The sequence below is a fragment of the Dysgonomonas sp. genome (genome assembly GCF_035323175.1).
Lineage (GTDB): Bacteria > Bacteroidota > Bacteroidia > Bacteroidales > Dysgonomonadaceae > Dysgonomonas.
Genome location: NZ_DAOKYH010000002.1, coordinates 72,111 through 96,264 on the forward strand (window position 1 = coordinate 72,111; position 24,154 = coordinate 96,264).

Genomic DNA, 24,154 nt, shown 5'->3' on the forward strand with positions numbered 1-24,154 from the left:
TCAGGCAACCGGTTATTCCTTTTCTAATGATATGTACTCATTATTATTCTTTTTACGAACCATTATAACATTGCCTCCATTAACATTCACTGCCATACCCCCGGATCTCTTTTTTTTGAGCTTATCTAAATCCTTAAGGCTGGCGTTGATATAATCCTCTTTTGCCAATAAAATTTCTATAGTTGGGGTTAAATGCTCCAAACCTATAATCTCAAAAGAGAAAATATTTTCGGTATCATTCACTTTTAAAATCAGCCCGGGTAGTCCATAAAACTTCCAAGGACCATCGTTTACCGGAATATCAGAGGTAAACCAAGCGTCATAGGTTCGGCCTCTAAAAGTTGTACTCGCTTTCTGACATAAATAGCCCAAAATAGTCAAGGTATCCGTTTTTATATCCCATTGAAAAGAAACCTTATCTATACATTTATATTTATTAGGAGCATCTTCGGATCTGTCTATAATTATAATCTCACCGACTTGCTTCTTTTTATACAAATGTGCAGTCTCACCTTTCTCTTCCGATTCGAATGTTGTCCCCACGTTACTATCAAACGACGACATATCTCCATTCTTCACAACCGAAATACTCTGTATTGTTGCCGGATTCAGCTTGTTGTTCATAAAATCACCAAAAATCGAATCGCGTCTAGCTCTCGTAGCATCATAATAATGGGACACTTTTGCTCCGATATCGAGTGTTAGAGTGTCTATCTTCTGTTCAGTTTTCTGACTTATCGTTACCGGCTGCACGAACTTGTAGTAGCAACGAATACCGGCTTCATCAAGATTTTCGGATGAAACATTACCTTTATCAAGTTTAACAACTTTCACATTATTTGCAGATATATTCTGTGAAAAAGCTTGCATACAAGCAGATAAAAGGATCAATAAAACAAATATCTTCTTCATATTATTTCTTTTTTTAAAGTTCTCCGACAAATATAGTCTAAAAAATTAGACAGACAATATTTAGGTCTAACAAAATAGACAAAACACCAAAATAAAAGTTTCGCTACTTAGAATGACTGGAATATGAAATATATCAGTTACTTCTATTTATCATCTCTAAAAGTAAAAAGTTAGAAAATATTGAATTAATTTTGGAAAATGATTAAGCAAATATTACTAGTAGGACTTGGTGGGGCTGTAGGAAGTATATTGAGATTTCTTACATCTGCTTTTATCGTAAGGATTGAGCCATTTCCTTTTCCATTAGCTACATTTCTAATCAACATTCTCGGATGCTTCTGTATCGGCTTATTTGCAAATCTGGTTCCCTCCAACAATTTACGAATGCTACTTATTACAGGATTTTGCGGAGGCTTTACTACATTCTCTACTTTTGCTAGCGAAACTTTAACATTGGCAAACAACAACCAATCAATACTGGCATTTGTTTATGTATTGGCAAGCTGTGTTATCGGAATATCTGCCGTTTGGCTAGGAATGTACCTAACAAAATAACACATTATATATATTTAACTTTTTTGATTGTGCTTTTGGCACCTCCTTTTCATCTATAATATATTAATAAGAAATACAAAACATAATAATATGAAAAAGCATTTATTCTTTATTCTTTTATTCTTTTCATTAAGTAGCATTATGAGATCACAAACTTCTAACAATAAATATGAAAATGAATGGAAAAACATAGAGCAACTTGCATCTGAAGACTTACCCCAATCTGCATTACAGTCGGTAGATGATGTACTGAAGATGGCAATCGCCGAAAAGAACAATACACAAGTAATAAAGGCACTTATATATAAGAATAAGTTCAAAAAAGAAATCGATTTTAGTGATAATGAAGGCATATTAAGTGACCTCCAGAACCTCCTAAGGCAGTCAAATGATGTTACAGAAAAAGCACTGTTAAACTCTATGCTTGCCGAAGCTTATCTAGACTACTACAATGCAAATAGCTGGGAGATCAATAGACGTACCAACCTTTCTGATGTAATTCCGGATGATATAAAAGAATGGACAGGAAATATATTTGTTAATAAAATTGCAGATCATCTCAAGCTTTCAGTTGCAGATATTGCAACACTAAAAAAACATACAACAAAAGAATATGATGATATAATCAACCTTGGTAAGGATACTCAAAGATTTCCCACATTGTATGACTTCTTGATAAAAAGAGCCATAGAGATAGCAGAGAATATACAAAATATTGATAACAGTGAATTTGACCCTACCCTTATAGGTTTAGACATCAAACAACTAATCCTCCCGGCTGATGAGTTCGTTAAGCTTAACATGAAGTCAGCTTCGGGTAATAGAATGCTTGCATATATATATTATCAGCAATATTTGAAAAATCTATTGGATAGAAATATGACTGCAACAATCATATCAATGGAGATTGGTAAGATAACTTTTACTCAAAACAAGTCGAATTCATTTACACCAAAAGACGTATTGGATACATATTTGAAACTTGAGAAAAAATATGAATCAAACGAAAACTGTTCCGAAATAATAGCTAAAATAGTTGATGCTTACAATTACGGAGCGGATGGTATGGACATAGCTAAAAGAAATGAAACCATATATGCATGGTTGAAAAAAGGATTAGATAAATATCCTAAATCGTATGGAGCGAGAATTTTACGACAACAATTGAACGTTCTTGAATCTCCAATCCTTCTAGTCAATGGTAAAAATCTGCAATATCCGAATGAGGAAATCCGACTAAAAGTAGAATATAAAAATGTAAAAACAGATAGCATAGCACCATTCAAACTATTGAGAAAATTAAATGGAAAATATTCCTTAATAAAAGAATACTTACTGAATCTGACTTCTAAAACAACATACAACGCTGATACATTAGATCTGAATATAGGAAAACTTCAACCAGGTGAGTACATATTCACAACCCGAACTATTGAAGAACTTAACAAAGAAACACCAAAAGGTGCAGAAGAAGAAATGCTTTATAATAAGTGGGATGACAACCAATTCAAATTTATTGTTTCTTCTCTAATGACATTCTCCCGCAATAGCGCAAAGAATGAATACGAAATATTTGTAGTTGCCCGAAATTCGGGCAAGCCAATAAAAGATGCTATAGTAAAAATACATTCTATAGTCAGAAAAAAGGATGATAAAAAAATATTACTAGCTACATTAAAAACAAATGAAATAGGTATTGCAACATTCATAGATTCACGCGATACCAAAAGCCTATACTCTGTGGCTAAATACAAAGTAGAACTTGGTGCAGACTCGTGCTTGCAAGCAGAAAATTTGAATTCAAACTCATACAGATGGGAACGTACTGTTCCTTACAGCACCCAAGAGAATACGATTAATATATTTACCGACAGAAGCATATATCGTCCCGGGCAAACTGTTTACTTCAAAGCCATCGTAATCGACAAAGAGTCCAAAACATTAGCAAATCATACTTGTACAATAGAGTTACTGGATGCGAATAATGAAACGGTTTCAGAAAAAGAGATCGTCACAAATGAATTCGGTTCTGCACCAGGAGAGTTTATCTTACCGCAATCGGGTTTATTAGGTCAATATAGCATAATGGTAACCGACGGCGGAGCAGGAACTAATTATTTCAAAGTAGAAGAGTACAAACGACCTACCTTTGAAATCACCTTTGATAAATTAAAAGAAACATATGCTTTCGGAGAAGAAATAAAACTGAAAGGTTATGCAAAAAATTATTCAGGTGTAAGCCTACAACAAGCGGATGTAAACTATACTATTACCCGCAAACAGATGGACATCTGGCGCTGGGGAAGAGGTTATAAAGCTCCTTTTGCCGATGGAAAAGTAAAAACAAATGACGATGGTTCATTCGAAGTTGTATTTACTCCACAACCTGCAGACGAAAAAAGATATACACCTTTCAACCAACAGAATTACACATTTGAAGTTACAGCAACAGTGACGGATGTAAATGGAGAGACTCAGTCGAACCAATACTCTATTAACGTTGGCAATATTTCCATGGCTATCAATATAGACATACCTAGCCAGATAGAAAAATCGGGAAATAATAAAATAAATATAGGTGCAAAAAATTTACAAGGAGAAGACATCAAGACATCCGGAACTTATATTCTTTATAGTTTATCGGAAAATGATTCTATCAACAAGAAAGTATTTGAGGGCAGATTTGAAACAGGAGAACAAGCTAAATTAAAGTCTTTTTTACAAAGTTTGCCATCGGGAAAATATCAATTAAAAGTAAAAGCCCTTGATAGTAAGAATAATCAAATAGAAGAAAAGGCTAATTTTATTTTATACAGTTTTAGCGACAAAAAACCACCGATAAAGACAAATGAATGGCTTGTGAAAAAGAATACATCTCTTAGTCCCAACAAGCCGGCTGAGGTTATATTCGGAGTATCAGACAAAGATATATATGTATTGTACCAACTAAATAACAATAAAAAAGTATTTGAACGTCGCTTCATAAAAATGAGTGAGGCGAATCAATTGTTCACTGTTCCTTATAAGGCTGAATATGGAGACGAGATATACATGTCATTCACCTTTGTAAAAGATGGAAAGCTATACAACCAAAATGTATCACTAGCAAAAGAAACCGAAAAAAACGACACGAAGTTAAATCTTAAGCTTGAGGTCTTTCGTGATAAACTACGTCCCGGACAGGCAGAGACATGGACAATCAGTGTAAAAGATACAACCAATACCCCTTCTATAGCCGAAGTGTTGGCATCTATGTACGATGTATCACTAGATAAGCTATATCCGTATATGGCTTGGAATTTCAATCACCCATACATAGGAAAAGAAGCAATATATCCTATTTCGTTCGACTATCCATCACGGTATTGGAATGTAGATCAATCTAAGTGGTTTTATACAGGCTCGCTATATATGGCAGAAATGAGTACGTCTGATGAAAAAACACCTGCGAGAAGATTTGACCAACTAAATTGGTTTGGATATATCAATCAATCTTTTGAGGAATATATTTATGAAAAAAGTAATCTAAGTATCGGAATTATCACCTCTAGCGGTATAGGTTCTGACGGGATATTTGCAGCAGATATGGCTGTATTAAATGAAAGTATGGTCACGGGGGTAGAATCAACGCCTGCACCTCCACGCCTAGCTCAATCAAAAAGGTTAGATGGTTACTTCGCAGCAGACTCGATCACTAGACAAGTGGAAACTGTCAATGAAGAGAACAATGCTCCCACACCTCAAATCCGTCAAAACTTTAATGAAACCGCATTTTTCTATCCTCAATTGAGAACAAATGAAAAAGGCGAAACTCTGATATCGTTCACTGTACCCGAAAGCAATACAACATGGCGTTTCAGAGCGTTGGCGCATGACAAAAATTCGAGAGTAGGAACATTGGAGCAATTTGTAATAACACAAAAGGAGCTGATGGTGACACCGAATATGCCTCGCTTTGTTCGTCAGGGTGATAAGACTAGTATTTCTACCAAAATATCCAATTTGTCAGAAAATGCTATCTCGGGAAATGTAAAAATAGAATTCTTCGATCCTGCTACAGATAAAGCGATTGATCTTAGAATTGTAAATCAAGAACAAACATTCTCTGTAGACAAAGGAACATCGACCTCTGCCCAGTGGACTTTTGATGTACCCGAAAGCATTGAACTGATCGGTTGCCGCATTATAGCACAAAACGAAACATTCAGTGATGGAGAACAACATGTTTTGGCTGTTCTATCAAACCGTATGATGGTGACAGAAAGCATGCCTATAGATGTTACAAAAGCAGGAACTAGTACATTTACTTTCGATAAATTATACAACAATACGTCATCCACTGCAAGTAATTATAGACTCACTTTGGAATATGCATCCAATCCTGCATGGTATGCTATACAAGCACTGCCTTCATTCAGTAATCCTACCAGTGAAAATGCGGTGAACTGGTTTGCTAGTTATTATGTGAATACGCTCGGTTCTTCCATCATCCGTCAGTATCCGAAAGTGGGTGCTATGATAGAAGCGTGGAAAAAACAAGGAGGTGATAAACAGACATTCGTATCGAAACTACAGAAAGATGAAGAGTTGAAGAATGTACTGTTAGAAGAAACACCGTGGGTGCTGGATGCCAAAAACGAAGCAGAACAAATGAAGCGTCTTTCTTTATTATTTGATCTGAATAATACAAAACAGATGACCGATGCAGCTACCAAAAAACTACAAGACCTACAAAACAGTAACGAAGGCGGATGGTCGTGGTACAAAGGGATGTACCCGAGCCGTTCTGTTACCCAATATATTCTGTATGGCTATGCTAAACTACAGCAAGTTGGGCAAATAGAATATCCTGAGGATGTGAAGGAAATGCAAATGAATGCTCTCAAATTTATTGATAGCCAAATACTCAAAGACTTTGAAAGCCTGAAAGAGAATAATAAGAATTGGGAGAAAACATCGTCCATATCAACCAATCAGTTAGAATACGCCTATGTCCGTTCATTCTACCGAGACATACCGATTGATCAGGCAACACGTGCCGCCGAAAGATTCTACACGAATGTAGCAAGTAAAAACTGGCAAAAACTCGATTTGTACGAAAAATCTATCCTTTCGGTTGTATTAAAAAGAAATGGAGAGAAAGAACTTGCCAATAAGATCATCAAATCAATACGCGAATATGCTGTTAAAAATCAAAAGACAGGTATGTATTGGCCAAATAATCGTAATCAGGTATTTATGTCTCTATCTGCAATCAGTGTACATACATTCTTAATGGATGCACTGCAAGAAGTTGGTTCATCGCAAGAAGAAATGGATATGCTGAAACGATGGTTGATAAATCAGAAACGAACTCAGATATGGGAATCAACGCATGCTTCGATAGATGCTATCACTGCATTGTTAAGCACAGGGTCTAATTGGTTTGCAAGTGAAGAAACGCCTGTGATCTCTGTCGGAAATAAGAAAATAGAGCCCGAAAATAAAGAGGTAGGAACAGGCTATTTCAAAAAAGTATGGGACAAAGCCGAGATTAAAAACGAAATGGGTAAAGTAGAGGTGACAACATCAGATACCCGTCCGTCTTACGGAGCTTTATACTGGCAATATTATGAAAACTTGGATAAGATTACAGCGCATAAAGGAGACCTGAATGTAGAGAAACAGTTATTTAAAGAAATCAACACAGCTACAGGTAAATCTTTAAGTCAAATTACAGAGAACAATCCGCTTGCTGTGGGAGATAAAGTAGTAGTACGCCTAACTGTTAGGACAGACAAGGATATGGAATTTGTTCATCTGAAAGACATGCGGGCTTCTTGTTTCGAACCTATTCAAACGATTTCGGGTATAAAATGGAATGAAGGATTGATGTATTACCAAACGTCAAAAGATGCATCTACTAACTTCTACTTCGATGTTATGCCAAAAGGAACTTATGTATTTGAATACCCTGTATATGTAAACCGTACAGGTGAATACGCTAATGGAATCACAACAATACAATGTATGTATGCGCCGGAATTTGTATCACATACAGCCGGAATAAAAGTAACTGTAAAAGAAAAAGAATGAAAACATATCTTCCGATAATAGCTGCAATATTGCTTTTTACCGGTTTTGTATCTTTCATTTGCTATAAATCAAATAATAAATCGACAAAACAAAGCGAAGAAAGGGAAATAGTAGAATCCTCGAAATCGAAACAAAAGAAAGAAGAAAGAAAAAAACTTTATGCAAGGCTTAAAGCAAAAGCAGATGAAGCCAAGGTATATAGTAAACAACAAGGACTAAGCTCGAAACACTGTATACTGATTGATTTCAGTATACACTCGGGCAAGAATCGTTTCTTTGTATGGGATTTTGTAAAAGACAGCATAAAATACGAAAGTCTTTGTTGTCATGGATACGGACAGAAGAGCACACAGTCTAAACCCGTATTCAGTAATGTTGAGGGCAGCTATTGTTCTTCATTAGGTAAATATAAAACAGGAGCACGATCATATAGCACTTGGGGTATAAATGTACACTACAAACTGCATGGTTTAGAGAAAACCAATAGCAATGCATTCAAACGGATCATAGTGCTTCATTCGCACAATCCGGTTGCGAATAAAGAAGTTTACCCAAATCATCTGCCATTAGGTTGGAGTCAAGGATGTCCTGTAATAAATAATGAGGCAATGCGCAAATGCGATGCTTTACTCAAAGATAGTAAAAAGCCTCTACTGTTATGGATATATAATTAGTACAATACTAAATATTGCTAAATTCTTAAAAAATAGTCATATTTATTACTAACTTTGTAAGACGGTTATAGCTAATGCCTAACTACATAGTTAATAACTTAAAGTAAAATAAAGAAAATTAGGTATATGAAAAAGATTGGTTTTATACTATTGGCTTTGGTATTATCTACCAGCTTTATGATGGCTCAAAATGGAGATAAAGCTCCCAAGGCTGTCTTTACAAAAGATGTACACGACTTTGGAAAAGTGGATGAAAGTGCCGGTACTGTTACTTGCGAGTTTACGTTTAAAAACACAGGTACTGCTCCTCTTCTAATTCAACGTGTACAAACAACATGCGGATGCACAACTCCAGACTACACAAAAGAACCGGTTCTTCCTGGAAAAACAGGGGTAATAAAAGTAACTTATTCGACAACAGGCCGTCCGGGAATTTTCACTAAAGAAATTACAGTATTTACAAACGTTCCTGATTCGGTTTACAAAGTTCGTATCAAAGGAGAAGTTATTCGCAACAAATAAAATAATAGGTTCCGGAATAGTATAATAAACAGCTAAGAACCTATAAAACAATTAAAAACAAAACAGGAGAAAGACTAGTCTTTCTCCTGTTTTGTTTTTAGTATCTTATTAACTTCACAACGGTTTTATTTATAACCATCGGAAGCTTTAAATAGAATCTACGTATTACTCTTTCGGGTCGGGTCCGTATTGATTTTGTCCATGGGTGCCATCAGTACAAAGAAGGATTAACAACCAAATACCACCAATTAGAGGTATAAGTGAAACAAAATACATCCAGCCACTATGATTTGTATCATGCAACCTTCTAACCGTAACTGCTAAACTTGGTATAAAAACGGCCAAACTGTATAAACCAATCAGTACCATGCATATTATAAAAGGAATTGAAGATTCGTTCATGGCGAATAATATGCCGCCAATAATCATCAAACCTATCGGAATAAAAGAGTTGAAAAGATAAAACATCCAATATTCCGTGCGCCTAGCCCTACCACTAAAGTCAGCATACTGCTTCAATACTTTCAGATACCATTCCATAATTTTATTGTTTTTATAGTATTAAAAAAATATGGGATAAAAATAATATAATATTCTGAAAATGAAAGGAAAAAGAAATGTTATTTATAACACATCTTTTTCCTTTCTCACCTAAAAAAACTACTTTAATAAAATGCTACATTGTAAGAACAATGTTATTTTCTTCTGCCATACGGCGCATATTAAGGATGGCATAGCGCATACGGCCCAACGCCGTATTGATGCTAACCCCTGTTTGGTCTGCTATTTCTTTAAAACTAAGATCTTGGTAATAGCGCATTTCTAAAACTTCGCGCTGATTTTCAGGCAAGAAAGATATTAACTTTCTAATATCAGATGTTATTTGCACCTTGATCAGTTCGTCCTCAATAGTGCCATCACATAGTGTAGGGTTATTTAATAAGTCAACCGGAGCCTCGTCATTTGATACCGTATTTTCGTTTTTCTCCTGACGAAAATGGTCAATAATCAAATTATGAGCTATCCGGGAAATCCATGCACGAAACTTACCCGATTCGGTATAACGTCCCTGCTTGATAGTAACGATTGCTTTTATAAATGTTTCTTGGAAAATATCTTCTGCAAGTTCCCTATTACGCACAGTAAAAAAAATGTAATTATATACACTTCTTTTATGACGTTCTAGCAGGATATCAAAAGCAAGATTGTTGCCATTAGAATAATCACAGACCAATTGTTCATCAGTCATAGTAATTAATGTTTCCATTATCTCTTATATTTAAAAATTTAGAGTAATGTCTATTCTATAGGCGTTGATTTTTTGAGGTTTATAAATAAAACTATGTTAATGATGCAAATAAAGAATAAATTTACCAAACTTACAAATACAGAAAGAATATTTAACAATAAGGAGGCGATACATCAGATACAGTCTCTTGTAGTCATGTTGATCGATAGGATAATAAGAATGAGACTATTTTATCTATGCCAAAATAGAAGACGCTTAAGAGTGCATAAGATTCGAACAATAAATTGGAATGTTATAAGAAAAAAAGAAAGTTTTTTAGCTTTCGAATATTTTCTATTAACGTCATTGTATATATTTGTATAGAAATCTATTAAACACTAATCATTATGAAAAGACATCTGTTATTCCTTGCAGTATTTACGGTTTTAACTACAAGTTTGTTAGCTCAGGGATATGAAGTTCCTAAGAATTATAAATTTGAAAGTAAAGACGCTTATACGGCATACGAACCCCAAGTAAAAGAGACCATAGACTGGTTACTAGACACGCCGTTAGGAAAAGAGCCTATTAAGAGACAAGAAGCAAATGCCTTTTTTATGGCCTGGCTTACAGGTACACCGAATGTTAGTGTGGGAGTAGATAGCCGAGTTGTAGATTTCATAAAAGTTAATCCAGAACTATTAATGCCTTTTATGCTGGGTTGGACTAGATACTCTTTTGATAACAACTACTCAAAAGATAATATCCTATGTACAAAAGCTGCTTTGGAAACGGTTGCAGCATTTTATCGAAAAAACAGAGGATATCTGAAAAAAGATGGAAGCGTGGAGAAGTTAGAAAAATCAATAGAGAAAGGTAAATTAGAAGAAGAAATAAGAAAGAAACTTAAATAAGAAGTTCAACTAAGGAAAGGCTTAAGTATAAATTTCTGAAAGATAAAAACAGAACTATAAATATAAAACAGATTATGAAAAAAATTATATTTCCTTTATTATTAGGATTAATCCTAATAGCTGGCTGTACACATAAGGCGCAGACAGGACAAGACGATACTATTGTAATAAAATCGGATATGGAAGACGAAAGAACAGGAGATGAGCTCAAAATAGTTGCAATAATGACCGTTAAACCGGAGGCTATAAAAGAAATTCTACCCATTTTTCAGACATTGGTTCAGGGTAGCCAAGAAGAAGATGGCTGTATCAGTTATAATCTGCATCAAGATATTAGCGACTCTACAAAATTTGTAATGCTTGAAGAATGGAAATCACAAGCAGCTATAGATTATCATAATAACACCGAGCACTTTAAAACATTTAAAGAAGGTTCGAAAGGTATGATAGAAAAATCGGAAGTAAGCATTTTAAAGTTGGTATATTAATCACCTACCCCTCCTTTTATAGATATCTTAGATTTGTATTTTTAGATAACAAGATTGTCTAATATAAAGATCTTTGATATAACAGATAGGTAGCTGACAGACAAAAAGTGATACAGAAAGAATAGAGTAAATACTTGATGTCTCAAAACACATAAAAACAAAGCGAGACAAGAAAAGTAACAAACAGAAAATATACTTATATCTGTTACTTTTGTTACTTTTGTAACCTTAAAGATTATAAAAGAATAAAAGCTATGACAGAATTGAAGATTGTTGCTGTAATTGTAGTTAAAGCCGAATTTCAGGAAGAATTGGAAAAAGTGTTTCAAAACGTAGTAGATGGCACACGTAAAGAAGATGGGAATATCTCATACGATTTGCATCAAGATGTAAAGAGTCCTTTAAAGTATACAATTCTAGAAGTTTGGAAGTCTCAGGCTGCAATAGATGAGCACAATAATACGGATCATTTCAAGGCTTTTGTAAAAGCTATAGAAGGAAAAGTGGAAAGTCTGTCTGTAGATATAATCAAAAAAGTGTATTAAATATCATCAAATAATATATATGTATAGGAATCATACGTGCGGAGAATTAACTCTTGCAGATGTTAACAAAGAAGTAACGTTAGCCGGATGGGTAAACGCTGTTCGCAAGCTTGGTGGTGGAGTGACATTTATCGACCTCCGCGACCGTTACGGTATTACTCAATTGTCATTCAGTAAAGATATCAATGCCGACTTGTACGAGCGAGCGAATAAAATAGGTCGCGAATACGTATTGCAGGTGACAGGAAAAGTAGAAGAGCGTTCGAGTAAGAACCCCAACAGGTCTACCGGCGATATTGAGATTATCGTTAACGAACTTGTAATATTAAATACATCAGATACACCACCATTTACTATAGAAGACAATACTGATGGCGGCGATGATTTAAGAATGAAATACAGATATCTCGATTTGCGTCGCGATGTGGTAAGAAAAAACCTTGAACTTCGTCACAAAATAGCATTCGAAACACGTCGTTATTTAGACGAACGTCAATTCCTTGAGGTAGAAACACCTGTTCTTATTGGTTCTACTCCTGAGGGAGCACGTGACTTTGTGGTACCATCTCGTATGAATCCGGGTGAATTTTATGCACTTCCACAATCGCCGCAATTATTCAAACAGCTATTGATGGTTTCGGGATTTGATCGATATTTCCAGATCGTTAAATGTTTCCGTGACGAAGACTTGAGAGCAGACCGTCAACCTGAATTTACTCAGATCGACTGTGAGATGTCGTATGTTAATCAGGAGGATGTGCTAAATATGTTTGAAGGATTAACAAAGCATCTGTTCAAAGTTGTAAAGGGAATTGATATTCCTGATTTTCCTCGTATGACTTATGCGCATGCCATGAAGTATTACGGTTCTGATAAGCCGGATACACGTTTTGGTATGGAATTCGTAGAAATAAAAGACTTGACAGAAGGTAAAGATTTTGTCGTATTCGATTCATCTGAATACGTAGGAGCTATCTGCGCTAAAGGAGCAGCTTCATATACCCGTAAGCAGATTGATGCTCTGACTGACTATGTAAAACGTCCGCAGATAGGAGCAAAAGGGCTTGTCTATGCCCGCTATGAGGCGGATGGCTCATTAAAATCTTCTGTAGATAAGTTCTATAGCTCTGAGGATTTGAAGAAGTGGGCAGAGCGCTGTCAGGCAGAACCAGGAGACCTTATACTAATTATCTGCGGTGAAACAGAAAAGGCACAGAAACAGCTAGGAGAACTTCGTCTAGAAGTAGCAGATCAACTTGGGCTAAGAGACAAGAATCAGTTTAACTGTCTATGGGTAATCGACTTCCCTCTGTTAGAGAAAGATGAAGAGCTGGGACGTTATTTCGCAAAACACCATCCGTTTACAAGTCCTAAAGAAGAAGATATAGCTTTACTTGATAGTGATCCGGGAGTAGTTCGTGCCAATGCCTATGATATGGTAATCAACGGTGTAGAAGTAGGAGGAGGATCCGTTCGTATTTTCAACAGTCAACTACAGAATAAGATGTTCCATATACTTGGCTTCACTGAAGAAAAAGCTCAAGCACAGTTTGGCTTCCTGATGAATGCATTCAAATATGGAGCACCTCCACATGCCGGTCTGGCTTTTGGTTTAGATCGTTTGGTATCATTGTTTGCAGGATTGGATAGTATCCGTGATTGTATTGCATTCCCTAAGAATAACTCAGGACGTGATATGATGATAGATGCTCCGGCAACTCTTGATCCGGCTCAACTTGAGGAGCTGAATTTGAAAGTAGAAATAAAGGAATAAAACATATCCTATATAAATCAAAAGCGCTCTAACTATCAAGTTAGAGCGCTTTCTCGTTTTAAAAACACGTGTTGTTATCGGTTGGATAGTCTCAGTCGATAAGAAGCTCCGGTCTATATTCAAAGTGCATTGTATCATAATGATACCACTTGCCTCCCCAAATAAATCCATACTTCTCGAATATATCGACTATAAGTTGCGGTATTCTGTTTTTATACTGTAAAGTTGCGTCTTCTGATTTACAACGACAGTCCCATTGCCAATAATTGGAATATTTCACATTCAGATCAATAGCAGTACCAAAGCTATGGCTGCTCAGCCTGTTTGTTCCTCTTATCTTTCGCCAGTTAAATACGCCCGAACTATACAGGTATTCCCGTAACTCGGGATGCTTATCGAATTCGTCCGATACTTTCTGCAATTGCTTCGCAACACCATTTATCTTCGTCACTCTCAGAGTCTGGTTTACAAGCGTTGGACACCAAGTGATGGTAACCAAATTAGCTTGCACTTCCGCTGAAGTAGACCCATACATTAACTTTAAGAGCTCTTCATTTCTTATTCGTCCCGGATCGTAATTCTTAGAAATATTCTCAACCTTTCCTTTGATGTAAGGATATGTAAAGATATCTCCTAGATCATTACTGTTCATCAGGTCAGAGTGAGTCTTCGTTCCTCCTTCGTTATATTTGATAGTTCTTCCGTCTTTTAAGACAATATTAGAATTATCAAAAGCCACAATACTCTCGGGATAAGCCTTCATAAGCTTATATACAGCTATGGGATATTGATCTTTATTCTGAGAAAAGCTTATTCCGGCAATGAAGAGAAAGAGCAGGACTATAACTGTCTTTTTCATATACTAAAGATAAAAATTTAAAAGGATATATCATGATAATATATCCTTCTTTTATCATTAAAAACGGATGTTTTTTACTTCAGTATTTTCTCTATCAAGGTCAACTCTTCGTCAGAAAAGTTGGCATTATCTTTAGCCTTCAGATTATCTTTCAACTGATTCAAAGAACTTGTTCCAATTATGACAGATGTAACCTGTTCGTTATGTAACAGCCATGCTAAAGCCATTTCTGCTAAAGTTTGACCACGCTGTAGAGCCAAGTCGTTCAATGCAGAAACCTGTTTTATCACATCCTGAGTAATTTCACTTTCCTGTAAGAAGCCATGACTTTTATGAGCTCGGGAAGTTTCAGGAATACCATGCAGATACTTATTCGTAAGCAACCCTTGCGCTAATGGAGAAAATGCAATAAACCCTACTCCATATTCTTTATTAATAGCCATATGCTCAATTTCGGGATTGCGAACAAGCATACTATACTTGTCCTGATAAATCAAACAAGGCACATCCTGTGACTTCAATATTTCATAAGCCTTTATCAACTGCTGCGGAGGATATTTTGATACACCTACATACAAAGCTTTCCCTTGGCGAACAATATCGACTAAGGCTTGCATCGTTTCTTCTATCGGAGTCTGAGGATCATACCGATGAGAGTAAAATATATCGAAATACTCCAAACCGGTACGTTTCAGGCTCTGATCAATACTTGCCATAATATATTTTCGCGAACCGCCATCACCATAAGGGCCATTCCACATCAAGTGACCTGCTTTTGATGATATAATAAGCTCGTCTCGGTGTCCTTTAAGCTCTTTAGCTAACACTTTTCCAAAGTTAGTCTCTGCACTTCCGGGAGGTGGACCATAATTATTGGCTAAATCAAAATGTGTAATACCACTATCAAAGGCATGTAAGATCATAGATGTAGCCATTTCAAAATCATCTACATCTCCGAAATTATGCCACAGTCCTAATGAGATTTCAGGAAGCTGTAACCCACTGTTTCCGCAAAAGTTATATTTCATCGTTTTCGTTTTATTTTGAATAAAGATAGTTTATTTTCTTTTAGGATTCTCGTATTTATTAAATTTTTAGATGATACTATTTACCCCTTATCTATTCATAATATTTAACAATGGAGCATTAATATTTCCATAATCGAAAAGAATTATGAGCCGAATCTTTATATACTTTTACCCGATTTTTTAACATACATAACATTTATGAAAATTATAAACTATCTAAAATTAACTTTAACAGCTGTAACACTCTGTTTGATTACCGTTTCTGTTTATGCTCAAGAAGCAAATGAAAATCCTTTAGCTCTACTTAAAGAAGGAAACCTCCGTTTTGTATCAAGTACTCCATTACACCAACATCAGGATATGGCTAGAGTTGACGAACTCAAAAGTGGGCAACAGCCTTTTGCTGTCATTGTCAGCTGCTCCGATTCCCGTGTATCTCCTGAAATCATATTTGACCAAGGACTCGGCGATCTATTTTCAATCCGTACAGCCGGTAATGTTATGGCTGACTTTGAAGAAGGAAGCATCGAGTATGCTGCAGAACATCTTGGCTCAACGCTTATAGTTGTTTTAGGACATACCAGTTGTGGTGCAGTAAAAGCATTCATGGATATCAAGCACAATCCGGATCACCAGCATGCGGATCATGCTGAAAAATTAGGTCATATAGAATCTATTGTAAATAAGCTAAACAGTGAAGATGAAGAAAACGAAGTCTTCAAAACAGAAGGTTCGGATAAGTACCAAAAGGCTATCGAAGCAAATGTTATACATGGAGTAAAGCAATTAAGAGAATCTACACCTATATTATCAGAAAAATATAACGAGGGAAAGATTCAAATAGTGGGAGCTATTTACCACATTGAATCAGGAGAGGTTGAATTTTTAGACCTTTAATAAAATCTTCGTTTTTGATCATAAAAAAGCTCAGCCTTTGCGGCTGAGCTTTTTCATTATATGCTTTATTTTAGAATAACATATTCTTAATATCTGGATTTGTAAGGAACTTAGCAAATTCGATATCTTTCGCTATCTCAGCTGGAGAAACTCCATTCTGAATAGCAGACTTCAAGTTTCCGGCAACACCTGATGCACTATTTGTTCTTGCAGCTACAATAGCAGCCAAATAATATGTAGTAGCATCTTTAGTTGGTACTGCATCCAATATTTGTTGAGCACGGCTATAATTCTTAGTCAAAATCTGAGCCAATGCAGCATTGTTAGATACAGTGTTACCAAACGATTGAACTGCACGGTTATATTCTCCTTTTTGGATATACATCAATCCCATTGTTTCACCTAACGAGTTAGCTCCTGCTGCATTACCAAGTAGTTGCTCTGCTTTAGCAGTATTTCCATCAGCCAATGACACTAAAGCTAAGTTCATATTCGCTTCAGCTGCACGAGACGAAACTTCAGCAGCCTTATTGAAAGCCTGAACCGCTCTGCTGTTTTGTCCATTCTTATAATAGTATGCACCTAGGTTATTCCATCCACGATAGTCGTTAGGGAATTTTTGAGTAACGAAAGTATATACTTTCTCTTTAGATACACCATTCAAGTTAGCAGCATATAACAATTCTTCTACTGTAAGGTCTCCAAGGTTACCGCTTACTGCAACATTTTTCAGTTCCTCATCAGTTTTACCAATTATTTCTACATTAGCCAAAAGGCGAGAACGACGAAGTTTTGGTAAAATAGTTTCAGCTAGATCAGAGTATACAACTGAGATATTCTTAATTTCTTTTTCTCTGGTTTCTGGATCTGGATACATAGACAATACTCTAAGAACAAGATCTTTGTCTTGTAAGCTAGATGCTTGAACTAATTTTTGGAATCCATCCCAGTCTTGAGCTGTATATTTAGCATTAATTTCAGTATCAATACTATTTTTCTTGAATTCTTTAGTCAAATAGTTTGTTGTATTCTTCTCACGTTTTTCAGCTAGCTGATCATTCAGTTTGAACCCTCCATCAGGAGATGCATATGCCGAAATTTCAACATCTACTTTCTTGCGCTCGTTGCTATCTGCTTCTTTTACCAATTCTTTCCATGCATTCAGGTTTGTAGAATTCAATTCGCTAGAACGCAATTCTGCACGTTGGATCAAGAACATTATATCAGCATCATAAGCTTCTTTGATTATGCGTTGGAAAGCGTCAGGAGCAACAGCAGGAGCTGAAGTGCCCGCATTTGCAAGCGCTTGAGTTGCAACTACACCATCAGCAATTTTTACATCGCCAAAGCCAACTACTTGTTTTCCGCCTCTGTAAAAATCGAAGCGTAAAAATAATTCCGATTTTTTCATTGCCGGAATATAATCAAACTCAGACTTCATTGTTATAGCACTACCAGCTTCATAAGGTACTACGATTCCGTTTCCGGCTACCTTTTCGCCCTGATATGTATAAGGAGTTCCAAGAGTTTCACCTCCTGTATACTTCAATACCGGTGTAACTACAACTGTTGTACTTTTCTCGAACCATTTAGCAGGAAAGCGTCCGTTTATTGTAACAGGAACTTTAGTCCCTACCAATTCTAACGGCGAAGGATTTGTTGTAAATAAAGAATTTGCCAAAGGAGGCATTGTTTTTTTGCCGCACGATGTTGCTATGATAGCAACAAAGGCTACTAACGAAAGGAATTGAATGAGTTTCTGCCTTTTCATAACACTTAAGTAATTTAGTTTTATATATTTATTAAATTCCGATTCTTCGTATCACAAAGCTACTTGATTTCCATCTGAAAATAAAATACAATTACCTTATTTTGAATATTCCTAAGACTTTTAATTTTTTTTAATCTTTCAGCATTTTCACACTCAGTGTTGATGCGGTATAGATCCCTTTTTCGGAGAAAGACTTATATATATTCTCGTTCAAACAGACACTTGTATTTCCATAATCCTCACTATTCACCCATACCCGTATTGTTACATTGATAACGCCATTCGAAACATCTGTAACACCCACAAAAGGTGTAGGGGTATCGTTTATTGATTTGTTTTCTTTAATAACTGATAGCAATAAACTTTTTACAAGGTCAATATCTGTTCCATAATTAATATTAAACGTGAGGTCAATACGCCTCTGTTTCTGGGCTGAATAGTTCGTTATATTCCCGGTAGATAAAGGGCCATTGGGTATAAATATAGTGACATTATCGCCTGTCAGCAAAACAGTATATAATATTCCAATAGACTGAACGACACCATCCGTACTTTGGGCAACAATACGATCTCCGACTTTGAACGGTTTGTTTATTAACAGCATCACACCTCCTGCAAAATTAGAGAGATTATCTTTCATAGCCATACCTACGGCTAATCCGGCAGCAGCTAATATAGCAGCAAAAGAAGTAGTTTGAATGCCTAGTATATTTACTATAAAAAGAAACAATACAATCTTTAATGAAATATTGATCAGGCTATCCAAAAACGAGCGTACTGTTTCCTCTATCCGTCGGCGAAGTAGAAACTTATCAAAAAACTTTCTTATCCACCCAATCACCCAGCGGCCAACAATAAATACAATAATTGAAGCTACAATTTTTGTACCTAGCGCCACCGAAACATCAAGCAGGTAGTCAAGCAACTTATCGAGGGTTGAAACCGTGGCTTCTGCATTCACAACAGACAGACTATCAGTAGAAAATATATCTAACAACATAAACTATATAACAAGTGCAATAATTCGAGCATAAAATTATATATTTATACAATACAATTGTCATTTTATTCGGGATTAAAATAGATTTTTAACAATCAAATTTTACAGATTCGAATGGTACATTTCTAAGAGTAGATAAATGATCTCGCATTTATCGAACATGCAACAGACAAAGAGCAAGACTTTCTGCTCTTTTGTTTTTTATATCTTTGTCCTACCAAAATAGATTAACAAGTGAAAGGTATAAATATATTTGATCTCAAAAACTTCCTCGACCAGAAAGTAGAACAGTACAACACCCCTACTTTTATCGATAACGATCCGATCTCCATTCCTCATAGCTTCACAAGCAAACAGGATAAAGAAATAATGGGTTTCTTTGCTGCCATCTTTGCGTGGGGGCAACGCAAAACCATTATCAATAAATGTAAAGAGTTGTCAGAAAGAATGGACAACGCTCCATACAACTTCATACAAGGACATAGTGACGAAGACTTAAAAAAACTCCTACAGTTTAAACACAGAACATTCAACGATACAGACTTGCTATACTGTATCGACTTTATGAAAAGACACTTCACTCAATACAACAGCCTTGAGGAAGCTTTCTTCCCATCCTCCGACATGAATGTAGAGGCAGCCCTCAATCACTTTCAGGCATACTTCTTTTCTCATCCCGATGCACCTCACCGTACACGAAAGCATATCCCCTCCCCCGTTCAAAAATCAGCATGCAAACGACTGAATATGTACTTGCGATGGATGGTAAGGGATGATAACAAAGGGGTCGATTTCGGGTTATGGAACCAAATCAGCCCATCCAAGTTGATTTGCCCACTCGATCTTCATGTAGAACGTACCGCCCGCAAGCTAGGTCTGCTGGAACGAGACAAACCCGATTGGAGGGCAGCGCTAGAACTAACAGAAAGTCTAAAAACACTGGATATCAACGACCCTGCCAAATATGACTTCGCTCTGTTTGGTATTTCTATTGAAGAAAAATGTATTATCCCTTAGAATAAAAAGTAACAAAGGTGACAAAAGTGACACATTTTACACATATTTTTCATGTCACCTTTCTGCTCTCAAATTTCAGTTGTTATAGATGTCAAAGACCTCATTATATGACAATTTTATTCTAAATAAATAAACACAAATAAAATTTCTGTATTTTTTTTATTTGCAATATACAACACCTTTCTCATTTTGAATTCAAAGCAAAAAAAACTATCTTTGAGCTAGTTTTTTAGTAGCTATTAAATCCAATAAACACATATGCTCCCTGAAGATATTATTGACGAACCAGAGAATTTAGATAACGACGAACCAATATTGGATGATGAGTTGGAGAACGCTGATGCAGCATCCCATTCAGACTATAAAGTCCCGATAAAAGATACGGCTGACAATCAGACACATCTTTCGGGTATGTTCCAAAACTGGTTTCTCGACTATGCATCGTACGTAATACTCGAACGTGCGGTACCTCACATATCTGATGGTTTCAAGCCGGTGCAACGTCGTATCATGCACTCTATGAAGCGCATGGATGACGGCCGCTACAACAAGGTCGCTAATATCATCGGGCATACTATGCAGTTTCACCCCCATGGTGACGCCTCTATAGGGGATGCATTGGTGCAACTGGGACAAAAGGATTTATTGGTAGACTGTCAGGGAAACTGGGGAAACGTGTTTACAGGAGACGGAGCTGCAGCTCCTCGTTATATAGAAGCTCGCTTATCAAAGTTTGCTTTGGAAGTGATTTTCAACCCCAAGACCACAGAATGGAAACCATCATACGATGGACGTAATAAAGAGCCTGTTACGCTACCGGTTAAGTTTCCTCTACTTCTAGCTCAGGGTGCGGAAGGTATTGCTGTGGGACTTTCGTCTAAGATTCTTCCTCACAACTTCAATGATCTTTGCGATGCAGCCATAGCACATCTTCAAGGAGAAAAATTTGCATTCTATCCCGATTTTCAAACCGGGGGCTATATAGACGTCAGCAAGTATAACGATGGCGAGCGAGGCGGATCGGTAAAGGTTAGGGCTAAAATATCTAAACTGGATAACAAAACGCTTGTTATAAGTGACATTCCCTACGGTCGTACATCATCGTCTGTTGTAGAATCGATCTTGAAAGCTAACGATAAGGGTAAAATTAAAATCCGCAAGGTAGATGATATCACCGCTCAGAATGTAGAGATACAGGTACATCTGGCAGCAGGCGTCTCTTCCGATAAGACAATAGATGCTCTATACGCTTTCACCGATTGTGAAATAAGCATTTCGCCAAACTGCTGTGTTATCGAAGATAATAAACCTTATTTCCTTACAGTAAGCGACATACTCCGTCATACTACAGACAATACGTTAAGCCTGCTTCGTCAAGAACTGGAGATACAAAAGAGTGAACTGGAAGAAAGCCTTCACTTTTCTTCGCTGGAAAAGATTTTCATCGAGGAGCGTATATACAAAGACAAAGAGTTTGAGAATGCTGACAATATGGATATGGCTGTAGAGCATATCGATAAGAGATTAGCTAAGTATGCAAAACAGTTTATCCGTGAGATTACACGTGAGGATATACTCAAATTGATGGAAATCAAGATGGGACGTATTCTCAAGTTCAATTCCGACAAAGCAGAAGAGCTGATAGCCAGATATAAAGACGAAATAGAAGAAATAAAGCACAATATAGAAAACATTGTAGACTATACGATCTCATGGTTTGTAATGTTGAAAGAAAAATACGGAAAAGATTTTCCTCGCAAAACAGAAATCCGCAGCTTTGATACCATCGAAGCGACAAAGGTGGTGGAAGCAAACGAAAAACTGTATATCAACCGCGAGGAAGGATTTATCGGCACATCACTGAAAAAAGATGAATTTGTCTGCAACTGTTCCGACATTGACGATATAATTATCTTCTTCAAAGACGGTAAATACAAGATTGTAAAAGTGAGCGACAAGATGTTTATCGGTAAAAATATTCTTTATCTATACGTCTTCCGCCGGAACGACAAGCGCACGATCTATAACGTGGTCTATCGCCACGGCAAGAATGGCCCTTCGTATATTAAACGCTTTGCCGTAACAGGAATAACCCGTGATAAAGAATACGATGTAACACAAGGAGAAGACGGTTCTCGTATCACCTATTTCAGCGCAAACCCGAATGGTGAAGCTGAAACCATACGAGTAATACTGAAGCCGAAACCTCGTCAAAAAATACTTGTATTCGAAAAAGACTTTAGCGATATTGTCATCAAAGGACGTCAGTCTATGGGAAATATCTTAACGAAAGCTGAAGTACATAAAATATCACTGAAACAAAAGGGTGGATCAACACTTGGCGGACGCAAAGTTTGGTTCGATCAGGATGTGTTGCGCCTAAACTATGATGGCAGAGGCAAATTCCTTGGAGAATTCCAAAGCGAAGATCAAATATTGGTTGTACACGACAATGGAGAATTTTACACCTCCAATTTCGATGTAACGAATCACTACGAAGCCGGAATCATCCGTATCGAGAAATTCGACGTAAATAAAAATTGGACAGCCGTTCTGTTTGATGCCGACCAGCAATTTATGTATCTGAAACGCTTTACATTCGAATCTTCTGCAAAAAAACAGAATTTCCTTGGAGATAATCCGAACTCGAAACTGAAGATTCTTACAGACGTTGTTTATCCTCGTATTCTTGTCACTTTTGGCGGGCGCGACAGTTATCGTGAGGCCTTGGAAATAGATGCGGATGAATTTATTGCAGTAAAAGGCTTCAAGGCTAAAGGTAAGCGTTTATCGACATTCGAAATAGGCGACATCAAAGAACTTGAACCTATCCGCTTTCCTGAACCGGAAGAAGAAGAGGAAAAGAAATTTGAAGTACATATAGACGATGATGATGATGAAGTGGACAATCGCCCTATCTCGGATATTTTGGATGAAATAACAGGGCAGAAATCGTTATTTAAAGATGATGATAAGGAGGAGGAATAAATATATATTTCTATTATTTCTGAGTGTATGCGTTTTTATTAATTTACAAGCTCAAAACCTTGTTGATAAAACACATGCTCTTGATTCAGTAGAAATTGAAGGTTATGCCCCTCAAAAGAGAACGATAGTTATCGATGATTCCTCTTTAGGGGTTCCTATACCTTTAAGGACGAACAACGCCCTATCGGTCTCTATCGGCTCTGCTAACATGTACGATACATACCTATCGCCATTAGAGTACAAGGGTTTCTCTATTCATTTGATGTATGAGCAAATGCGCCGTACTACGTGGTTTGATTATAAGTTCTATAAACAGCAGATATTCGAACTGGATCTTTCGAAAGGAGATAATCCCGCAAAAAACGTATCGGAATACTGGGCGCTTCTTAGCTATAGGATAGGTGGTCATTACATGGTGTATAATACTGACAACTTCCGCCTCGGACTGGGAGGACTATGGGATATAAATGGCGGTGTATTATACAATGAACGAAATGGAAACAATCCGGCTTCTGCCCGTGCATATTCCAATCTCAATCTGTCTATTACCGCATCTTATAAATTCAAATGGGGTGCCGTGCGCTGGCAAATAGATTCTCCGTTTATGGGAATATTATTCTCTCCTAAATACGGACAATCGTACTACGAGATTTCGTTAGGTAACTCTGTCGGACTTGTCAATTTCGCATCCTATCACAATCAACGAGCATTGCGCAACTACATATCAATGGATATCCCGATAAACAAATATACAATCAGAGTGGGGTATATGGGCTCATGGTATCAGACAAAAGTAAATGAGATACAAACGCATCAGTATACAAACAGCTTTGTGATTGGATTCCCTATAGAAGGGGTAAAGAAACCAAAAGAAAAAGCCCGTATCGACTATTGGAATGGGCAATAA

The 24,154-nt window shown here is 36.6% G+C and carries 19 protein-coding genes; 12 read left to right on the plus strand and 7 right to left on the minus strand.

Annotation, left to right across the window (positions count from 1 at the left end):
• Positions 1–12: 12 nt before the first annotated feature.
• Complete coding sequence (locus PKC55_RS03390) at positions 13–912, minus strand: GLPGLI family protein (RefSeq protein WP_291127031.1); 900 nt, start codon at positions 910–912, stop codon at positions 13–15.
• 198 nt (positions 913–1,110) lie between these two features.
• Here PKC55_RS03390 and crcB point away from each other — a divergent pair, with 198 nt between their 5' ends.
• The 4 genes from crcB to PKC55_RS03410 all read left to right on the plus strand — a co-directional run bounded on the left by crcB (position 1,111) and on the right by PKC55_RS03410 (position 8,738).
• Positions 1,111–1,467: a fluoride efflux transporter CrcB gene (gene crcB / locus PKC55_RS03395; protein ID WP_135104032.1), complete on the plus strand. Its 357-nt coding sequence runs from the start codon at positions 1,111–1,113 to the stop codon at positions 1,465–1,467.
• Between the two features lie 90 nt (positions 1,468–1,557).
• Positions 1,558–7,542 (plus strand): alpha-2-macroglobulin family protein, encoded by a 5,985-nt coding sequence (locus PKC55_RS03400; RefSeq protein WP_324371871.1) that lies wholly within the window; start codon positions 1,558–1,560, stop codon positions 7,540–7,542.
• Complete coding sequence (locus tag PKC55_RS03405) at positions 7,539–8,216, plus strand: murein L,D-transpeptidase catalytic domain-containing protein (RefSeq protein WP_291130098.1); 678 nt, start codon at positions 7,539–7,541, stop codon at positions 8,214–8,216. The genes PKC55_RS03400 and PKC55_RS03405 overlap by 4 nt, the downstream gene beginning before the upstream one ends.
• Positions 8,217–8,342: 126 nt before the next feature.
• Positions 8,343–8,738: a DUF1573 domain-containing protein gene (locus tag PKC55_RS03410; RefSeq protein ID WP_291130095.1), complete on the plus strand. Its 396-nt coding sequence runs from the start codon at positions 8,343–8,345 to the stop codon at positions 8,736–8,738.
• A gap of 165 nt (positions 8,739–8,903) precedes the next feature.
• On the opposite strand, the gene PKC55_RS03415 is transcribed toward PKC55_RS03410, so the two are convergent.
• Both PKC55_RS03415 and PKC55_RS03420 read right to left on the minus strand, forming a co-directional pair.
• Positions 8,904–9,278: a DUF805 domain-containing protein gene (locus tag PKC55_RS03415; RefSeq protein WP_291130092.1), complete on the minus strand. Its 375-nt coding sequence runs from the start codon at positions 9,276–9,278 to the stop codon at positions 8,904–8,906.
• 136 nt (positions 9,279–9,414) lie between these two features.
• Complete coding sequence (locus tag PKC55_RS03420) at positions 9,415–10,005, minus strand: sigma-70 family RNA polymerase sigma factor (RefSeq protein ID WP_006842669.1); 591 nt, start codon at positions 10,003–10,005, stop codon at positions 9,415–9,417.
• Positions 10,006–10,373: 368 nt separating this feature from the next.
• On the opposite strand from PKC55_RS03420, the gene PKC55_RS03425 reads away from it, so the two are divergent.
• From PKC55_RS03425 to aspS, 4 genes are all read left to right on the plus strand, one after another.
• Complete coding sequence (locus PKC55_RS03425) at positions 10,374–10,880, plus strand: hypothetical protein (RefSeq protein ID WP_291030320.1); 507 nt, start codon at positions 10,374–10,376, stop codon at positions 10,878–10,880.
• A gap of 74 nt (positions 10,881–10,954) precedes the next feature.
• Positions 10,955–11,368, plus strand: coding sequence for a putative quinol monooxygenase (locus tag PKC55_RS03430; protein WP_291130089.1), 414 nt, complete (start codon positions 10,955–10,957; stop codon positions 11,366–11,368).
• Positions 11,369–11,622: 254 nt separating this feature from the next.
• Entirely contained in the window at positions 11,623–11,913 is a 291-nt protein-coding gene (locus PKC55_RS03435) for a putative quinol monooxygenase (protein WP_291130086.1), read from the plus strand.
• 19 nt (positions 11,914–11,932) lie between these two features.
• Complete coding sequence (aspS, locus tag PKC55_RS03440; protein ID WP_324371878.1) at positions 11,933–13,687, plus strand: aspartate--tRNA ligase; 1,755 nt, start codon at positions 11,933–11,935, stop codon at positions 13,685–13,687.
• Positions 13,688–13,778: 91 nt separating this feature from the next.
• Here the strand turns inward: aspS and PKC55_RS03445 are convergent, their stop codons facing one another.
• Together PKC55_RS03445 and PKC55_RS03450 are read right to left on the minus strand one after the other, a co-directional pair.
• Positions 13,779–14,546 (minus strand): M15 family metallopeptidase, encoded by a 768-nt coding sequence (locus tag PKC55_RS03445; RefSeq protein ID WP_291130080.1) that lies wholly within the window; start codon positions 14,544–14,546, stop codon positions 13,779–13,781.
• Positions 14,547–14,620: 74 nt separating this feature from the next.
• Positions 14,621–15,574, minus strand: a complete 954-nt coding sequence (locus PKC55_RS03450; protein ID WP_291130078.1) for an aldo/keto reductase — start codon at positions 15,572–15,574, stop codon at positions 14,621–14,623.
• Positions 15,575–15,772: 198 nt separating this feature from the next.
• On the opposite strand from PKC55_RS03450, the gene PKC55_RS03455 reads away from it, so the two are divergent.
• On the plus strand, positions 15,773–16,471 hold the full coding sequence (locus PKC55_RS03455) for a carbonic anhydrase (RefSeq protein ID WP_283686473.1): 699 nt from the start codon (positions 15,773–15,775) through the stop codon (positions 16,469–16,471).
• A 70-nt stretch (positions 16,472–16,541) separates the two neighbouring features.
• Here the strand turns inward: PKC55_RS03455 and PKC55_RS03460 are convergent, their stop codons facing one another.
• Together PKC55_RS03460 and PKC55_RS03465 are read right to left on the minus strand one after the other, a co-directional pair.
• Positions 16,542–18,242 carry a tetratricopeptide repeat protein gene (locus PKC55_RS03460; RefSeq protein ID WP_283686472.1) on the minus strand — a complete coding sequence of 567 codons (1,701 nt, stop codon included), beginning with the start codon at positions 18,240–18,242 and terminating at the stop codon, positions 16,542–16,544.
• 130 nt (positions 18,243–18,372) lie between these two features.
• Positions 18,373–19,242: a mechanosensitive ion channel family protein gene (locus tag PKC55_RS03465; protein ID WP_283686471.1), complete on the minus strand. Its 870-nt coding sequence runs from the start codon at positions 19,240–19,242 to the stop codon at positions 18,373–18,375.
• A gap of 234 nt (positions 19,243–19,476) precedes the next feature.
• On the opposite strand from PKC55_RS03465, the gene PKC55_RS03470 reads away from it, so the two are divergent.
• The 3 genes from PKC55_RS03470 (at position 19,477) to PKC55_RS03480 (ending at position 24,154) form a co-directional block, all read left to right on the plus strand.
• On the plus strand, positions 19,477–20,259 hold the full coding sequence (locus PKC55_RS03470) for a TIGR02757 family protein (RefSeq protein ID WP_291130074.1): 783 nt from the start codon (positions 19,477–19,479) through the stop codon (positions 20,257–20,259).
• A 258-nt stretch (positions 20,260–20,517) separates the two neighbouring features.
• Complete coding sequence (locus PKC55_RS03475; protein WP_291130073.1) at positions 20,518–23,247, plus strand: DNA gyrase/topoisomerase IV subunit A; 2,730 nt, start codon at positions 20,518–20,520, stop codon at positions 23,245–23,247.
• Positions 23,225–24,154, plus strand: coding sequence for a DUF3316 domain-containing protein (locus tag PKC55_RS03480; RefSeq protein ID WP_291130071.1), 930 nt, complete (start codon positions 23,225–23,227; stop codon positions 24,152–24,154). The genes PKC55_RS03475 and PKC55_RS03480 overlap by 23 nt, the downstream gene beginning before the upstream one ends.

Bases quoted from the DNA above. Each gene is read 5' to 3' on its own strand.
- PKC55_RS03390 (WP_291127031.1), bottom strand. From the start codon at position 912: ATGAAGAAGATATTTGTTTTATTGATCCTTTTATCTGCTTGTATGCAA.
- crcB (WP_135104032.1), top strand. From the start codon at position 1,111: ATGATTAAGCAAATATTACTAGTAGGACTTGGTGGGGCTGTAGGAAGT.
- PKC55_RS03400 (WP_324371871.1), top strand. From the start codon at position 1,558: ATGAAAAAGCATTTATTCTTTATTCTTTTATTCTTTTCATTAAGTAGC.
- PKC55_RS03405 (WP_291130098.1), top strand. From the start codon at position 7,539: ATGAAAACATATCTTCCGATAATAGCTGCAATATTGCTTTTTACCGGT.
- PKC55_RS03410 (WP_291130095.1), top strand. From the start codon at position 8,343: ATGAAAAAGATTGGTTTTATACTATTGGCTTTGGTATTATCTACCAGC.
- PKC55_RS03415 (WP_291130092.1), bottom strand. From the start codon at position 9,278: ATGGAATGGTATCTGAAAGTATTGAAGCAGTATGCTGACTTTAGTGGT.
- PKC55_RS03420 (WP_006842669.1), bottom strand. From the start codon at position 10,005: ATGGAAACATTAATTACTATGACTGATGAACAATTGGTCTGTGATTAT.
- PKC55_RS03425 (WP_291030320.1), top strand. From the start codon at position 10,374: ATGAAAAGACATCTGTTATTCCTTGCAGTATTTACGGTTTTAACTACA.
- PKC55_RS03430 (WP_291130089.1), top strand. From the start codon at position 10,955: ATGAAAAAAATTATATTTCCTTTATTATTAGGATTAATCCTAATAGCT.
- PKC55_RS03435 (WP_291130086.1), top strand. From the start codon at position 11,623: ATGACAGAATTGAAGATTGTTGCTGTAATTGTAGTTAAAGCCGAATTT.
- aspS (WP_324371878.1), top strand. From the start codon at position 11,933: ATGTATAGGAATCATACGTGCGGAGAATTAACTCTTGCAGATGTTAAC.
- PKC55_RS03445 (WP_291130080.1), bottom strand. From the start codon at position 14,546: ATGAAAAAGACAGTTATAGTCCTGCTCTTTCTCTTCATTGCCGGAATA.
- PKC55_RS03450 (WP_291130078.1), bottom strand. From the start codon at position 15,574: ATGAAATATAACTTTTGCGGAAACAGTGGGTTACAGCTTCCTGAAATC.
- PKC55_RS03455 (WP_283686473.1), top strand. From the start codon at position 15,773: ATGAAAATTATAAACTATCTAAAATTAACTTTAACAGCTGTAACACTC.
- PKC55_RS03460 (WP_283686472.1), bottom strand. From the start codon at position 18,242: ATGAAAAGGCAGAAACTCATTCAATTCCTTTCGTTAGTAGCCTTTGTT.
- PKC55_RS03465 (WP_283686471.1), bottom strand. From the start codon at position 19,242: ATGTTGTTAGATATATTTTCTACTGATAGTCTGTCTGTTGTGAATGCA.
- PKC55_RS03475 (WP_291130073.1), top strand. From the start codon at position 20,518: ATGCTCCCTGAAGATATTATTGACGAACCAGAGAATTTAGATAACGAC.
- PKC55_RS03480 (WP_291130071.1), top strand. From the start codon at position 23,225: ATGATGATAAGGAGGAGGAATAAATATATATTTCTATTATTTCTGAGT.